Origin of the sequence: Streptomyces sp. NPDC091279, from assembly GCF_044757465.1 — a bacterium.
Lineage (GTDB): Bacteria > Actinomycetota > Actinomycetes > Streptomycetales > Streptomycetaceae > Streptomyces.
On the sequence record NZ_JBIVVA010000005.1, the window covers coordinates 107,106 to 122,353 of the forward strand.

General features: G+C 70.8%; 14 protein-coding genes and 1 riboswitch. Of the genes, 1 reads left to right on the top strand and 13 read right to left on the bottom strand.

Going from position 1 to position 15,248, the window contains the following annotated elements; genetic code table 11:
* Window positions 1–55 precede the first annotated feature (55 nt).
* The 10 genes from ACIQOU_RS13905 to rpsB all read right to left on the bottom strand — a co-directional run bounded on the left by ACIQOU_RS13905 (window position 56) and on the right by rpsB (window position 10,806).
* Window positions 56–844 (bottom strand): maleylpyruvate isomerase family mycothiol-dependent enzyme, encoded by a 789-nt coding sequence (locus tag ACIQOU_RS13905; RefSeq protein WP_401536871.1) that lies wholly within the window; start codon window positions 842–844, stop codon window positions 56–58.
* Window positions 845–868: 24 nt separating this feature from the next.
* Complete coding sequence (locus tag ACIQOU_RS13910) at window positions 869–1,888, bottom strand: ABC transporter ATP-binding protein (RefSeq protein WP_401536872.1); 1,020 nt, start codon at window positions 1,886–1,888, stop codon at window positions 869–871.
* Window positions 1,888–3,489 carry an ABC transporter permease gene (locus ACIQOU_RS13915; RefSeq protein WP_401537342.1) on the bottom strand — a complete coding sequence of 534 codons (1,602 nt, stop codon included), beginning with the start codon at window positions 3,487–3,489 and terminating at the stop codon, window positions 1,888–1,890. The genes ACIQOU_RS13910 and ACIQOU_RS13915 overlap by 1 nt, the downstream gene beginning before the upstream one ends.
* An 89-nt stretch (window positions 3,490–3,578) precedes the next feature.
* Entirely contained in the window at window positions 3,579–4,682 is a 1,104-nt protein-coding gene (locus tag ACIQOU_RS13920) for a thiamine ABC transporter substrate binding subunit (RefSeq protein WP_401536873.1), read from the bottom strand.
* 80 nt (window positions 4,683–4,762) lie between these two features.
* Window positions 4,763–4,870, bottom strand: a riboswitch (TPP riboswitch).
* 55 nt (window positions 4,871–4,925) lie between these two features.
* Window positions 4,926–6,032, bottom strand: a complete 1,107-nt coding sequence (gene rlmN / locus ACIQOU_RS13925) for a 23S rRNA (adenine(2503)-C(2))-methyltransferase RlmN (RefSeq protein WP_401536874.1) — start codon at window positions 6,030–6,032, stop codon at window positions 4,926–4,928.
* A gap of 137 nt (window positions 6,033–6,169) precedes the next feature.
* Complete coding sequence (locus ACIQOU_RS13930; RefSeq protein WP_401536875.1) at window positions 6,170–7,294, bottom strand: phosphatidate cytidylyltransferase; 1,125 nt, start codon at window positions 7,292–7,294, stop codon at window positions 6,170–6,172.
* Window positions 7,294–7,851 carry a ribosome recycling factor gene (gene frr / locus ACIQOU_RS13935; protein WP_401536877.1) on the bottom strand — a complete coding sequence of 186 codons (558 nt, stop codon included), beginning with the start codon at window positions 7,849–7,851 and terminating at the stop codon, window positions 7,294–7,296. Before frr ends, ACIQOU_RS13930 begins: the two co-directional genes overlap by 1 nt.
* A 141-nt stretch (window positions 7,852–7,992) precedes the next feature.
* Window positions 7,993–8,751: a UMP kinase gene (pyrH, locus tag ACIQOU_RS13940; RefSeq protein WP_401536878.1), complete on the bottom strand. Its 759-nt coding sequence runs from the start codon at window positions 8,749–8,751 to the stop codon at window positions 7,993–7,995.
* 192 nt (window positions 8,752–8,943) lie between these two features.
* The gene (tsf, locus tag ACIQOU_RS13945; RefSeq protein ID WP_401536879.1) at window positions 8,944–9,780 is read right to left on the bottom strand and encodes a translation elongation factor Ts; all 837 of its coding nucleotides are present in this window, start codon (window positions 9,778–9,780) and stop codon (window positions 8,944–8,946) included.
* Window positions 9,781–9,873: 93 nt separating this feature from the next.
* Window positions 9,874–10,806 carry a 30S ribosomal protein S2 gene (rpsB, locus tag ACIQOU_RS13950; protein WP_401536880.1) on the bottom strand — a complete coding sequence of 311 codons (933 nt, stop codon included), beginning with the start codon at window positions 10,804–10,806 and terminating at the stop codon, window positions 9,874–9,876.
* Between the two features lie 269 nt (window positions 10,807–11,075).
* Between rpsB and ACIQOU_RS13955 the strand changes: the two genes are divergently transcribed.
* Window positions 11,076–11,717, top strand: a complete 642-nt coding sequence (locus tag ACIQOU_RS13955) for a M23 family metallopeptidase (protein WP_401536881.1) — start codon at window positions 11,076–11,078, stop codon at window positions 11,715–11,717.
* A gap of 527 nt (window positions 11,718–12,244) precedes the next feature.
* On the opposite strand, the gene ACIQOU_RS13960 is transcribed toward ACIQOU_RS13955, so the two are convergent.
* The 3 genes from ACIQOU_RS13960 to dprA form a co-directional block, all read right to left on the bottom strand.
* Entirely contained in the window at window positions 12,245–12,814 is a 570-nt protein-coding gene (locus ACIQOU_RS13960) for a TetR/AcrR family transcriptional regulator (protein WP_401537343.1), read from the bottom strand.
* Window positions 12,815–12,908: 94 nt separating this feature from the next.
* Window positions 12,909–13,751: an RNA polymerase sigma factor WhiG gene (gene whiG, locus ACIQOU_RS13965; protein ID WP_401536882.1), complete on the bottom strand. Its 843-nt coding sequence runs from the start codon at window positions 13,749–13,751 to the stop codon at window positions 12,909–12,911.
* Window positions 13,752–14,022: 271 nt separating this feature from the next.
* Window positions 14,023–15,243, bottom strand: a complete 1,221-nt coding sequence (gene dprA, locus ACIQOU_RS13970) for a DNA-processing protein DprA (protein WP_401536883.1) — start codon at window positions 15,241–15,243, stop codon at window positions 14,023–14,025.
* Window positions 15,244–15,248 lie beyond the last annotated feature (5 nt).

Consider the following 15,248-nt stretch of genomic DNA (forward strand, 5'->3'; position numbering starts at 1 on the left):
CCCCTCACCGCGTGTGCGAGTGGCCCGTCCCGGTCCGGGGCGGGCCACTCGTGCGTCAGCCGAACGACGTCCGGGTGAGCCAGAACGCCAGCAGCTCCCGATCGCCGGTGATCCCCAACTCCGGCGCGTCCAGCGGGAGTCGGCGGTAGAAGGCGAGCAGCACGGCGGTGAGCGGGCCGCTCAGGGTGACCGTCGCGTCGGCCCGCGCACGGCGCCAGGTCAGCCCGTCGTCGGCCAGTTCGATCAGCCACGGGGGCTCGGCGTCCTGGGCGTGCAGGGCGATCGTGTCGCCGCCCCGGCGCAGTTCCCGGGCGCCGGTGTCGCCCGGCCGGGTGCGCTGCGCCCACGCGACGATCTCCAGCCGCTCCTCGATCGCGTCGGCGGCGATCTCCGGCGCGACCTCGTAGGGCAGGCCGGCCGCGAGGGTGGCGTCGGCGCGGTGGACGGTGAGTTCATGGGTCATCCGGCGCGCCCAGAAGCCGGACGTGGGAATCCCGGCCCAGCTCCACACCGCGACGTCGGGACCGGCCGCGCGCAGGGAGCCGACGAGAAGGTCGCCGCTCTCGGCGAGCCAGGCGTCCAACGCCTGTGCGTCGCCCTGGACTTCGGGGCCCGCGTAGCCGGGGACCTCGGTCATGGGGATGCTCTGGGCGGCCCGGGTGCGCACATGCAGCTCCACCCAGCGCAGGACCCCGCCCATATGCCGCACGAGCTGTTCAAGGGTCCAGTCGGGGCAGGTGGGCACGGGGGTGGACAGGTCGGCGCCGGAGGCCACCACGGACCTCAAGCGGCCCAGCTGATCGGCGATCTCGTCGCAGTAGCGGTCATGTGAGAGTGCGGGCATGCTCCACACCCTAGGGAGCCGCCGTCACTCCAGCACCAGGATCTCCGTCGTGTCGAAGTCGACGCCGACCGTGTCGCCGGTCTCCGGCGCCGCGCGCAGCGGGCAGGCCGCTTCGAGACGCGGGGCGTGGGGCGGCTGGAGGTGGACGGTGACATGGGTGCCGCGGAAGGTGCGGGCGGTGACCGTGCAGGGCAGGCCCTGTCCGGCGGGGACGAGCCGGACGCCGGGCGGCCGGACCAGAAGCGTGCGCGGGCCCTGGGGGGCGCCCTCGGGGACCGGGAGCTTGCCCCAGGGGGTGAGGGCGACCTGGCCGGTGACGGTGGCCTCCACGACGTTCTCGAAGCCGAGGAAGCGGGCCACGAACGCGTCGGCGGGGTGCTGCCAGACGTCGAGGGGGCTGCCGGACTGGGCGATCCGCCCGTCCCGCATCACAACGACCCGGTCGGCGAGCGCGAAGGCCTCGCCCTGGTCGTGGGTGACGGCGAGCACGGTGGTGCCCAACCGGCAAAACAGCTCCCGCAGTTCGACCACCAGACGTTCCCTGAGCGAGCGGTCGAGCTGGCCGAGCGGTTCGTCGAGCATCAGCAGCCGGGGCCGGGGCGCGAGGGCGCGGGCCAGCGCCACCCGCTGCTGCTCGCCACCGGACAGCGCGGCAACGGCCCTGCGGGCGGCGCCCGGCAGCCCGACCAGGTCGAGCAACTCCCCCACCCGGCGCTCCTGTTCGCTCTTCGCGGCGCCCCGCACCCGCAGCCCGAAGGCGACGTTGCCGCCCACGTCCCGCTGCGGGAACAGCTGGTGGTCCTGGAACATCAGACCCACCCCGCGCCGGTGCGCGGGCACCCCCGCCTGGTCCCGTCCGTCGAGCAACACCCGTCCCCCGGACAGGGGTTGGAGTCCGGCGACCGCCCGCAGCAGGGTGGACTTGCCGCTGCCGCTGGGGCCGAGCACACACACGATCTCGTGCTCGGCGACATCGAGGCCGACGGCGTCGAGCACCACCCGGCCATGGAACCGGACGGTCGCGTCGTCGAGGCTGAGCAGCATCAGAACTCCCCGCTGCGGTCGGTGCGCAGGCGTTCCAGGATCAGCAGCGCCACCGCGCACACCACCATCAGAATCGTCGAAAGGGCCATCGCCTGGCCGTAGTTGAGATCGCCGGGGCGGCCGAGCAGCCGCGCCACGGCGACCGGCAGGGTCGGATGGTCGGGCCGCGCGATGAACACCGTCGCCCCGAACTCCCCGAGCGACACGGCGAACGCGAACCCGGCCGCGACCAGCAACGCCCGCCGCACCAACGGCAGATCGACCTCGCGCCACACCCGCCAGGGCGACGCCCCGAGCACCGCGGCCGCCTCCCGGAGCCGGTCGTCGACCGCGCGCAGCACCGGCAGCATCGTCCGCACCACGAACGGCACACCCACCAGGGCCTGCGCGAGCGGCACCAGAATCCACGACGACCGCAGATTCAACGGCGGCTCGTCGAGGGCGATCAGGAACCCGAACCCGACGGTCACCGCGGACACCCCGAGCGGCAGCATCAGCAGCGCGTCGAAGCCCCGCACCAGCCGTCCCGCGTCCCGGCGCGCGAGGGCGGCCGCCGCGAGAGCGCCGATCACCACGGCGATGACGGTGGCGGCCAGCGCGTACTGGAGCGAGGTGCCGATCGCCTGGATCGGCGGCACCAGGAAGGTCCCGCCGTCGTCCCGGGTCAGCGCCCGGTAGTACGCGAAGTCGGGGGCGTCCAGGGAGCGTTGGACCAGTACGGCGAGCGGCAGCACCAGCAGCACCGCGACGGTGGCGAGGACCGCGCCGAGCAGCGCCCACTGGCGGGGGCCGCGCGGACGCCGGGCGGTGCGGGAGGCGTCGACCAGGCGCAGCGCCGTCTCCCGCCGCCGTACCGTCCAGGCGTGCACGGCGAGGATCGCGCCCACCGCGAGGAACTGGACGATCGTGAGGACGGCGGCCGTGGACAGGTCGAAGATCTCCGAGGTCTGCCGGTAGATCTCCACCTCCAGGGTGGCGAAGGTGGGCCCGCCGAGGATCTGCACGACGCCGAAGGAGGTGAACGTGAACAGGAACACCATCAGCGCGGCGGCGGCAAGCGCGGGCCCGAGCGCGGGCAGCGTCACCGTGCGCCACGCGGCGAACGGCGAGGCCCCCAGCATCCGCGCCGCCTCCTCCTGCCGTGGGTCGAGCTGCGCCCACAGCCCGCCGACGGTCCGTACGACGACGGCGTAGTTGAAGAAGACGTGCGCCAGCAGGATGGCCCACACGGTGGTGTCCAGGCGGACGCCCCACAGCTCGTCCAGGAGCCCGCCCCGGCCGACGAGCGCGAGGAACGCGGTGCCGACGACGACCGTCGGCAGCACGAACGGAACGGTCACCACGGCCCGCAGCACCTGTCGGCCGGGGAAGTCGTAGCGGGCGAGCACATAGGCGCCGGGCAGCGCGACCAGCAGGGTCAGGGCGGTGGAGGCGAGCGCCTGCCAGGTGGTGAACCACAGGACGTGCCGGATGCCGGACTGCCCGAGCACGTCCACGATCCGCCCGGGCCGCCAGCCGCCGTCGACGTCGAGACCGCGCCCGACGATCGCGGCGACCGGGTAGGCGAAGAACACCCCGAAGAACGCGACCGGCACCGCCATCAGCCCGAGCCGCGCCACGCTCCCCTTCCGGGTGCGGGCCGGGATCGGGGTGCGGGCCGGGGTGCGGGCCGGGTCCGGGGGCGCCGGGGCTACTTCAGTACGAGTGACGTCCACGACTTGACCCACTGGTCGCGGTTGGCGGCGATCTTCTCGGGCGCCATGGTCTCGGGGTCCTCGGCCTGCGGACCGTCCTTGGTGAACACGGACGGCACCTGGGCACCCCGGACCACCGGGTACACGAACATGTTCAGCGGCATGTCCTGCTGGAACTCCTTGGTGAGCAGGAAGTCGATCAGCGCCTTGCCGCCCTTGGTGTTGCCCGCGTTGCTGAGCAGCCCCGCGTACTCGGTCTGCCGGAAGCAGGTGCCGTCCGCGACGCCGGTGGGCGCGGTGGCCGGCTGCGGGTCGGCGTAGACCACTTCGGCGGGCGGCGAGGAGGCGTAGGAGACGACCAGCGGGCGGTCCCCCTTGGCCTTCTTGCCGCCGGCCGACCCGGAGAACTCCTCGTTGTACGCCTGCTCCCAGCCGTCGACGACCTTGACGCCGTTGGCCTTCAGCTTCTTCCAGTAGCTCTGCCAGCCCCCGCTGCCGTACTCGGCGGCGGTGCCGAGCAGGAAGCCGAGGCCGGGCGAGGAGGTGGCGGCGTTCTCGGTGACGAGGAGGTTCTTGTACGCCGGGTCGGTCAGGTCGGCGAAGGAGGTCGGCGGGGCCAGCCGGTGCTTGCTGAAGTAGGCCTTGTCGTAGTTGACACAGATGTCGCCGGTGTCGATGGGGGTGACCCGGTGCTTGCCCTGGTCGACCCGGTAGCGGGACTCGACGGTGGCGGCGCCCTTGGCCTGGTACGACTGGAACAGTCCGTTGTCGAGGGCGCGGGAGAGCAGGGTGTTGTCGACGCCGAAGAAGACGTCGCCCTGCGGGTTGTCCTTGGTGAGGATCGCCTTGTTGACGGCCTGCCCGGCGTCGCCGTCCTTGAGGACGCGGACCGTGTAACCGGACCGCTTCTCGAAGTCCGCGAGGACGTCCTTGGAGACGGCCCAGGAGTCATGGCTGACGAGGGTGACGGTCGTGGAGTCGGCCGCGTGGTCGCCGGTCGACGAGCCGCACGCGGAGAGCGTGACGAGGCCGAGGCCGACGGCCACCGCCGTGAGCTTCCTGGTGTGCGGCCGCCCGTTGAGCGGCTTCTTGGTGTGCACTGGTTTTCCTCCTGGGGGTGACCAGGAAGAGACGCGGCCCTGCCCGGGACCGTGAACGGGTCCAGGGCAGGGCGCAACAGCATGAGTAGTGTCCGAACTTCCTACCCAGAATGACCTGGGCGAGGTTCAGAGGGTCTGCGGCCAGGTTGCCGCACTCTCAGCGCTGTGGCGCTCCCCTGTCGGAATATGAAGATGTTCGTCCTGAGAAGAGGCGACCTGACGGGATCACCTCACCCGGTCAGGCTACCGCTCGGTGGCCGCGAGCTGTCCACAGGCACCGTCGATCTCCTGGCCCCGGGTGTCCCGCACGGTCACCGGCACCCCGTGGGCCGCGATCGCCTCGACGAACGCCTTCTCGTCCTCGGGGCGTGACGCCGTCCACTTGGAGCCGGGCGTGGGGTTGAGCGGGATCAGGTTGACGTGCACGGGCCTGCCCTTGAGCATCCGCCCGAGCCGGTCGCCGCGCCACGCCTGGTCGTTGATGTCGCGGATCAGGGCGTATTCGATGGACAGCCGCCGCCCGGACCGCTCGACGTACTCGAACCCGGCGTCGAGGACCTCACGGACCTTCCAGCGGGTGTTCACGGGCACGAGGGTGTCGCGCAGCTCGTCGTCGGGCGCGTGCAGGGAGATCGCAAGACGGCACTTGAAGCCCTCGTCGGCGAACCGGTTGATCGCCGGGACCAGTCCGACCGTCGACACGGTGATCCCGCGCTGCGAGAGACCGACCCCGTCCGGGGCCGGGTCGGTGAGGGCGCGGATGGCGCCGACGACCCGCTTGTAGTTGGCGAGGGGCTCGCCCATGCCCATGAAGACGATGTTGGACAGCCGCGCGGGCCCGCCCGGCACGTCACCGTCGCGCAGCGCCCGCATGCCGTCGACGATCTGGTGCACGATCTCGCCCGTCGACAGGTTCCGGTCCAGACCGGCCTGCCCGGTCGCGCAGAACGGGCAGTTCATCCCGCAGCCGGCCTGTGAGCTGATGCACATGGTGACCCGGTCCGGGTAGCGCATCAGCACGGACTCGACGAGCGTCCCGTCGAACAGTCGCCACAGCGTCTTGCGGGTACTGCCCTCGTCCGTCGACAGATGCCGTACGACGGTCATCAGCTCGGGCAGCAGCGCCTCTCTGAGCTTCTCGCGCGCGCCCGCGGGGATGTCGGTCCACTCCGCGGGGTCGTGCGCGTACCGCGCGAAGTAGTGCTGCGACAGCTGCTTGGCACGAAACGGCTTCTCACCGATCTCGGCCACGGCGTCTTTGCGCTCGGCGGGCGTGAGGTCGGCGAGATGCCGCGGCGGCTTCTTGGCTCCGCGCGGGGCGACGAATGTGAGTTCTCCGGGCTTAGGCATGGCGGTACCAGTGTCGCAGACTCCGCGCAGTGGCCCGTTCCCCCTGTGGATAACCGCCTCTTCAGGCCCCGCGGAACGCACGGGAGCCCCCGCCCGGCAAGGGTCAGGGGCTCCACGTCCGTGCGCGGTACTGCCGGTCAGCCGGAGCCGACGAACACCACCAGCAACAACCACACCACCGGCGCCGTGGGCAGCAAGGAGTCCAGCCGGTCCATGATGCCGCCGTGGCCCGGCAGCAGCGTGCCCATGTCCTTGATGCCGAGGTCGCGCTTGATCATCGACTCGCCGAGGTCACCGAGGGTCGCGGTGGCGGCGACGGCGAGGCCGAGCAGCAGACCCTGCCACCAGGTGCCGTTGTCGATCAGGAACTGCATCAACAGCGCGCCGACCACCATGGCGAACGTCACCGCGCCGACCAGGCCCTCGCGGGTCTTGCCGGGGCTGATGCGGGGGGCGAGCTTGTTCTTGCCGAAGCGCCAGCCGACGGCGTACGCGCCCGTGTCGCTCACGACGGTCAGCAGCAGGAACGTCAGTACCCGGTACGCCCCGTCGTGAGCCGTCAGCATCATCGCGACGAACGTCGCCAGGAACGGCACGTAGAACGCGGCGAAGACGCCCGCCGTGACGTCCTTGAGGTAGCCCTCGGGCGGTTCCGTCATACGCCAGACGAGGACGGCGAGCGCGGTGAGTGCCATGGCGACCCAGGCGCCCTCGGGCCCCCGGACGTACCCGGCGACGACCATCGCCGCGCCGCCGACCGCCAGCGGGACCAGCGGCGCCTTGATGCCCTTGCGCTCCTGGAGCCGACTGGTCAGCTCCCACAGCCCGACGACCACGGCCACCGCTATCACGCCGATGAACGCGGCCTTGACGAAGAACAACGACGCGATGATCACCACGCCGAGTCCGAGGCCGACCCCTATGGCCGCGCCCAGGTCCCGGCCCGCGCTCTTCTTCTGCGGTGCGGGCGCCGGCTGTGGGGCGTCGGGCATGGGCTCCGGATTCTGCTGGGCCGCCGGGTGGGGCGGCACGTGTGGCGTGTCGTCGCGGAACGAGGGGCCGCTCGACGAAGCGGCCCCCCGGTCGTCATCCTGGTCTCCGCCGTACGCGGGTCCCTCGGGCACGATGGGCATGGGGCGAGTCTGCTGCGCCGGAGGCGCGTCGTACGTGGGACCCGCCGGGGCAGCACCCGGGACAGGGCCCCGGTCGGACGGCGCCCAGTACCCGGCCTGCGGCGGCGCCCCCCAGGAAGAGTCGTTCATCAGACCTCTAGCAGCTCCGCTTCCTTGTGCTTGAGGAGCTCGTCCACCTGGGCGACGTACTTCGCGGTGGCGTCGTCGAGTTCCTTCTCAGCACGGCGGACCTCGTCCTCGCCGGACTCCTTGTCCTTGACGAGCTTGTCGAGGGCGTCCTTGGCCTTGCGGCGCACGGCGCGGATCGAGATCTTCGAGTCCTCGGCCTTGGTCCGGGCGACCTTGATGTACTCGCGGCGGCGTTCCTCGGTCAGTTCCGGGAAGTGGACGCGGATGATGCTGCCGTCGTTGCCGGGGTTGACGCCGAGGTCGGAGTCGCGGATGGCCTGCTCGATGTTGCGCAGGGCCGTCTTGTCGAACGGCGTCACGACCGCCATGCGGGGCTCGGGCACGGAGAACGAGGCCAGCTGGTTGATCGGCGTCAGCGCGCCGTAGTAGTCGGCCACGATCTTGTTGAACATCGCCGGGTGCGCACGCCCGGTGCGGATCGCGGCGAAGTCCTCCTTGGCGACCACGACGGCCTTCTCCATCTTCTCCTCGGCTTCGAGGAGGGTCTCTTCGATCACCACTTGCTCCTGCGTGTCTTGAGTAAGGCCCGGCTGCGGTTCCTGGTCGGGGCGGCGGCCGGCTGCGTCGCGTCTTCTTGCACGGTTCCCGACCGGCGGGACATTGTCCATCCCCCGGTCAGGGGCCGTAGGTGTTGCCTGTCAGTCGCGGCCGTCCTGGTCACCCACAAGGGTGCCGATCTTCTCACCCTTGACGGCGCGCGCGATATTGCCCTCCGCCAGAAGCTCGAAGACGAGGATCGGAAGCTTGTTGTCGCGGCACAGAGTGACGGCGGTGGCGTCGGCGACCTTGAGGTCGCGGGTGATGACGTCGCCGTAGCCGAGCGCGTCGAACTTGACCGCGTCCGGGTTGGTCTTGGGGTCGGAGTCGTAGACGCCGTCCACGCCGTTCTTGCCCATGAGCAGGGCCTCGGCGTCGATCTCCAGGGCGCGCTGGGCGGCGGTGGTGTCGGTGGAGAAGTAGGGCATGCCCATACCGGCGCCGAAGATGACGACGCGGCCCTTCTCCAGGTGCCGCACGGCGCGCAGCGGGATGTACGGCTCGGCGACCTGGCCCATGGTGATGGCGGTCTGCACGCGGCTGTCGATGCCCTCCTTCTCCAGGAAGTCCTGGAGGGCGAGGCAGTTCATGACGGTGCCGAGCATGCCCATGTAGTCGGAGCGGGCCCGGTCCATGCCGCGCTGCTGGAGTTCGGCGCCGCGGAAGAAGTTGCCGCCGCCGATGACGACGGCGACCTCGGCGCCGTCGCGTACGACGGCCGCGATCTCACGGGCGATCTTGTGGACCACGTCGGGGTCGACGCCCAGGCCGCCACCGCCGGAGAAGGCTTCTCCTGACAGCTTCAGCAGAAACCGGCCGCGTACCTTGCCGTCGTCGCTCTTCTGGGGCTTGGTGGTCATCGAGATCCCGCCTCTTTCACGTGGTGCACATACCAAGAAGGCCATTGCCGCCGGGGTGTCGTTCGCATCCCATGCTCGGCAATGGCCTCCTTGTCAGTTCTGCTGTCGTCCGTCACGCGCGTGTGGGTGACGGCGTGCCCGGACGACCTGCCCTCGACCCTATCGGGAGTGGGCGTCCGTCGCGGTACGGACTCAGATGCCGACCTTGATGCGCGAGAAGCGCTGAAGGGTGACACCGGCCTCGTCCAGGACCTTCTGGACCGACTTCTTGTTGTCGAGCGCGTACGGCTGACCGAGCAGCGTCGCGTCCTTGAAGAAGCCGTTCACACGACCGTCGACGATCTTGGCGATCGCGGCCTCGGGCTTGCCCTCGGCGCGGGTGGTCTCCTCGGCGATGCGACGCTCGGACTCGACGACCTCGGCCGGCACGTCCTCCTTGGCCAGGTACTTCGGCGCGAAGGCGGCGATGTGCTGGGCGATGCCCTTGGCGACCTCGGCGTTCTCCTTGTCCAGCTCGACGAGGACACCGATCTGCGGGGGCAGGTCGGGCATCGTGCGGTGCATGTACGCGAGAACGAAGCCGTCGGCGAACTGCGCGAAGCGGTCGAGGACGATCTTCTCGCCGAGGTTGGCGTTGGCCTCGTCGACGAACGCCTGGACGGTCTTGCCGGCCTCGATCTCGGAGGCGAGCAGCGCGGCGAGGTCGGCCGGGGCGGTCGCGGCGACGTGCGTGGCGATCTGGTTGGCGACGGCCTGGAACTTCTCGCTCTTGGCGACGAAGTCCGTCTCGCACTTCAGCTCGACCAGGACACCGGAGGTGTGGTCGTCGGCGATGAGGGAGACCACGGCGCCGTTCTCGGCGGAGCGGCCCTCGCGCTTGGCGACGCCCTTCTGGCCCTTGATCCGGAGCTCTTCGACGGCCTTCTCGACGTTGCCGTCGGCGTCGTCCAGCGCCTTCTTGCAGTCCATCATGCCGGCGCCCGTGAGCTCGCGGAGCTTCTTGACGTCGGCGGCGGTGTAGTTCGCCATGATCCTGGAATCTCTCTCGAAGTCTGAAGATCTACGGGCCGAACGGCGGGGGCTTCGCGGCCCCCGCCGTTCAGAACCCGGAGGGGTGAGGGGTCAGGCCTGCTCGGCGTCCGCGGCGGGGGCCTCGGCAGCAGCCTCGGCGGGCGCCTCGGTGACGGTCTCGGCGGCGGCCTCGACGGGCGCCTCGGCCTGCTCGGCGTCAGCGACCTTCTCGGTCTCGGCGGAGGTCTGGACCTCGGCGTCGTCGGCCTTCTTCTCGCCCTCAAGCAGGTCGCGCTCCCACTCGGCGAGGGGCTCGCTGGCGGCCTTCTCACCCTTGTCGCCGGTGTTGACGCCGGAACGGGAGATGAGGCCCTCGGCGACGGCGTCGGCGATGACGCGGGTGAGCAGGGTGACGGAGCGGATCGCGTCGTCGTTGCCCGGGATCTTGTAGTCGACCTCGTCGGGGTCGCAGTTGGTGTCGAGGATCGCGACGACCGGGATGTTCAGCTTCCGGGCCTCACCGACGGCGATGTGCTCCTTCTTGGTGTCCACGATCCAGACGGCGCTGGGCACCTTCTGCATCTCGCGGATACCACCGAGGGTCTTCTCCAGCTTGGCCTTCTCGCGCGAGAGCACGAGAAGCTCCTTCTTGGTGAGACCCGACGCGGCGACGTCGTCGAAGTCGATCTGCTCAAGCTCCTTGAGGCGCTGGAGCCGCTTGTAGACGGTCGAGAAGTTGGTGAGCATGCCGCCCAGCCAGCGCTGGTTGACGTAGGGCATGCCGACGCGGGTGGCCTGCTCGGCGATGGCCTCCTGCGCCTGCTTCTTCGTGCCGACGAACATGACCGTGCCGCCGTGGGCGACGGTCTCCTTGACGAACTCGTAGGCGCGGTCGATGTACGACAGCGACTGGAGCAGGTCGATGATGTAGATGCCGTTGCGCTCGGTGAAGATGAAGCGCTTCATCTTCGGGTTCCAGCGACGGGTCTGGTGACCGAAGTGGACGCCGCTTTCCAGCAGCTCCCGCATCGTGACGACGGCCATGGCCGCACTCCTAGGATTTCTCGGTTGTGCCGCGGATGCCGGACGGCTTCCGCGCCTGACGCCCGCGCGCGCCCTGCCGCAAAGGACCGAGGGGCGCTGACGGAGGCCGATGAGGGCCTCGTGTCGGGGCGTGCGAAGTCGACCCGGTGACCCGGATCGCCAGAAGAAGTGTACGGGACCCGCGAGGTGCCGGGTGACCTCGTTGTCCACAACCGGGGAGTACTCCACAGGTCCCGGCCCGACCTGGGGATCTGCGGGACCGTGAGCCCATGCGACGAACGATCCGCCCACTCCTCCACCACGCCGCCCGGTGGCTGTGCCTGCTCCCGGCGGCCCTGCTCCTGCCCTGGCCGTCTCCGGCCCCGCCCGTCCCGGTGTCGACCTCCACCGAGCAGGTCCCCGCGATCGCCGGCGCCTGGCCGGTGGGGAACCGTCCCCCGGTCTCCCGGGGCTGGGACCCTCCGGCGACGCCCTACGGCCGGGGCCACCGAGGCGTGGACCTGACAGCCCCGGCAGGCACCCCGGTCCGAGCGGTGGCACCAGGCCGAGTGACCTTCGCAGGCCAGGTAGCAGGCCGAGGCGTGGTCACGATCTCCCTCACGGGAACCCCGTTACGCACAACCTACGAGCCAGTGACACCCACGGTCCCCAACGGCACCGAGGTAACCCCGGGCACCCAGGTGGCCACCCTCTCCCCCACCCCGCTCCACTGTCCAACCCCCTGCCTCCACTGGGGCCTCCGCACCCCCAAGACCTACCTGAACCCCCTGCTCCTCCTACCCCCCTGGCTCCTAAACCCAGCCCACCCCCGACTACTCCCGGTCCTGAACATCCCGGTACCAAGGCAGCCCGCCCACTATGAAGCCACCGGACAAACCCCGGGCACCTCACCCACCCAGGACAACCACTGAACCCCGCTACCGCTAGAACGAACGCCCCCATCAACCCACCCAGGGCCGCGAGGAACGGCGCGACCAGCCCCCACCACCCCGCACCCGAAACACCACAAGACAACGAGCACTAAAGCCGACCAGCACCAATCCAACGCCCGACACCCCCACCCCCAGGGGCGCGACCAGCCCCCACCGACCCGCACCCGAAACACCACAAGACAACGAGCACTGAAGCCGACCAGCACCAATCCAATGCCCGACACCCCCACCCCCAGGGGCGCGGGGAACTGCGCGACCAGCCCCCACACCGCCGCACCCGAAACACCACGCGACGACGAGCACTGGAGGCCAGCCACTAGCACCAGACGGAACGCCGACACCCACCCCCCAGGGGCGCGGGGAACTGCGCAAACCCCCCACCGACCCGCACCCACCCACCCACGGCCCGCCCCCACCACCCCCACCCCACGCAAGGGCAAGAGGGCAAGAGGTCAAGAGGGCAAGCACCACCCACCGCCCCCTCCCCCGTGGGGGGGAAAGAACCGTCAGCCCGAAAAACCGCCCCGCACACCCCGCAGTGCCATAGAAACCGCCGCCGCAGTGATCGCCCCCGGCTCCTCCGCCGCCCCCAACTCGATCCGCCGCACAGCCGCGTCCACCACCCCTTGCAGCAGCATCGCCGCGAGCCGAGGCTCGGCATGCCCCAACTCCGCGAGCGCCTCACCGATCATCGCGACCAGCCCCCCGTGCGCCGCACGGATCTTCTCCCGCGCCCCGGCATCCAGCTCGACCGCGGAGATCGCCACGACGGCCCGGTGCCGCCGGTCCCCGACCAGCGCGAGCTGCTGACGCACATACGCCTCGACCTTGCCCTCGGCACTGTCCGCCCGCTCCATCGCCGCCGAGACCTCCGCGGCCCAGACAGGGAAGTCGACCTCGCACAGCTCTTCGACGACGGCCGCGCGGGACCGGAAGTACTCGTACACGGATGACCGCGCGAGCCCGGTCCGCTCGGCCAGGGCGGGGAAGGTCAGCGCCTCCGTACCGCCCTCGGACAGGAGGGACCGCGCCGCGTCCAGCAGGGCGGCTCGCTGCATCGACCGGTGCTCGGCCACGGAGGCCGCTCGAATCCTTGGCACGTCCACCACTTTACGGACGGACCGCCCCGGACGGGAGTCGCTCCACCGGGACACCTCCCCCGCCAGCCACTCAGCGGCCGAAACTCGCCAGCTTCGCCCGCAACTGAAGCACCGATTTGGTGTGGATCTGGCTGACCCGGCTCTCGGTGACCCCGAGCACGTTGCCGATCTCGGCGAGCGTGAGGCCCTCGTAGTAGTAGAGCGTGACGACGGTCTTCTCCCGGTCCGGGAGCGTGTTGATCGCCCGCGCCAGGAACCGCCGCAGCTCACGGTCCTCGACGACCTCCACCGGGTTGTCCGCGGCGGTGTCCTCCAGGGTGTCCATGAGGCTGAGCCGGTCGCCGCTCTCGCCGCCCACATGCAGCAGCTCCTCCAGCGCCACGACGTTGGCCAGCGACAACTGGCTGAACACGGCGTGCAGTTCATCCACCGCGATGCCCAGCTCGGCGGCCACCTCGCCCTCCGAGGGGGTCCGCCGAAGCCGCGCTTCCAGGGTCGCGTAGGCCCGCTCGACGTTGCGTGCCTTCTGCCGCACGGATCTGGGAATCCAGTCGAGCGCCCGCAACTCGTCGATCATCGCGCCCCGAATCCGGGTGATCGCGTACGTCTCGAACTTGATCTCCCGGTCGATGTCGAACTTCTCGATCGCGTCGATCAGCCCGAACACCCCGGAGGACACGAAGTCGGCCTGCTCGACGTTGGGCGGCAGGCCGACGCTCACCCGGCCCGCGACGTATTTCACCAGCGGCGAGTAGTGCAGGATCAACTGCTCCCGCAGCCGTTCGTCGGCCGTCGCCTTGTACGACCGCCACAGTTCGTCGAGCGTCGAGGGAGCCGGCGGCCGGACACTGCCACCGTCGCGGGCGGCTGGGGGGATGGCCGCCCGGTCGGACCCGGAGGTGTGCTGGGGCATTCGTCGCCTTGTGCCGTTCTTGCAGTGAAGTGGGGGTACCTGGGTGAGGTGTCGCGCTGGTGTCGAGTTGCCTGTCTCCGCGGCAATCCTTGTGAGCGTAGCGTGACTGGACGGTCGCAGTGCGCGAAGAAGTCGGCGGGAGGCGTGCGCAGATACGTTCCTCTAGGACCCCTCCGAGTCACGCTCGTCGCGCTGCGTGACTCGGCCGAGTCGTCAACTGCGGGAATTTGCACCGGTGTCCGGCTTACCCCGGACGGCCGAACACGCTCGGTCAACATCGACGTCGTTTCGCCCGGACCGAGATCACCGCCTGGCGTGTCAACTTCCAGCCGTCGCCGTGTCGTTCGACGTAGCCAAGTGAGCGGAGTTCGTACAGTCTCGCGACCGTGTCGTCCTGCGTGGTCTGTGCCCCGCGGGCGATCTCGGGGACCTGCGCGGCGCCCCGTCCCGGGAGTGCGGCGAGGACCTGCCGGGCGCCCGGGTCGAGCAGGTCACGGGGGAGCACGGGGCCTTCCCTGACCGGGGCGAGGTCGCCCATCTCCCCGACCACCTCGACGACTTCCGCCGCGTCGGTGACGAGGACGGCGTCCGCGCGCAGCAGCTCGTGCACCCCGCCGGAGAGGCCGCTGGTGGCGGGCCCCGGCACCCCCATCGTGTGCCGCCCAAGCCCTCGCGCGGCCCGTGCCGTGACCAGTGAGCCGCTGCGGTGGGCGGCCTCCACGACGACGGTGCCCCGGGTGAGGGCGGCGATGACCCGGTTGCGGACGAGGAATCTGCTGGCCGTCGGATGCTCGCCCGGCGGCAACTCACCGATCACCAGTCCCTGTTCCGCGATCCTGGTGAACAACTCCGTGTGTCCGCGCGGGTAGGGCCGGTCGACCCCGCAGGCCAGCACGGCGACGGTGGCCCCGCCGGCCCCGAGGGCGCCCCGGTGAGCGGCCCCGTCGACCCCGAAGGCACCGCCGGACACCACCACCCACCCCCGCTCCGCGAGGCCCGCCGAGAGGGTGGCGGCCATGTGGGAGCCGTACTCGGTGCACGCGCGGGCGCCGACGACGGCGACGGATCTCAGCGCCCACATCCGCAGACTGGGCCGCCCCCGCACCCACAGCCCCAGGGGCCGCCCGTCCCCGAGGTCGTCGAGCTGCCGAGGCCACTCGGTGTCCCCCGGGCACACGAACCGCACCCCGGCAGCCCGGGCGATGTCGAGGTCCCGTCGCTCCTCGGCGTCCCGCGCCCGGGCCACGAGCCCGGCCCACCGCCTGTCGGTCACCCCGGCCAGCTGCGGCCGCCCGTCCCGCACCCGCCGGGCCACCTCTGCGGCCCCCAACTCCCGCAACCACCGCCCGCCCACCTCGTCACCGGGCTCAAGCACCCGAGTGAGGAAGGCCCGAGCGACATACTCCTCACCGGCCCCACCGACGTCGGCCCTACCGACCTCGTCGCCCCGCGCACCCCCGTTGGCCCCGTCGGCCTCGCCACCCCCGTTCATATCGC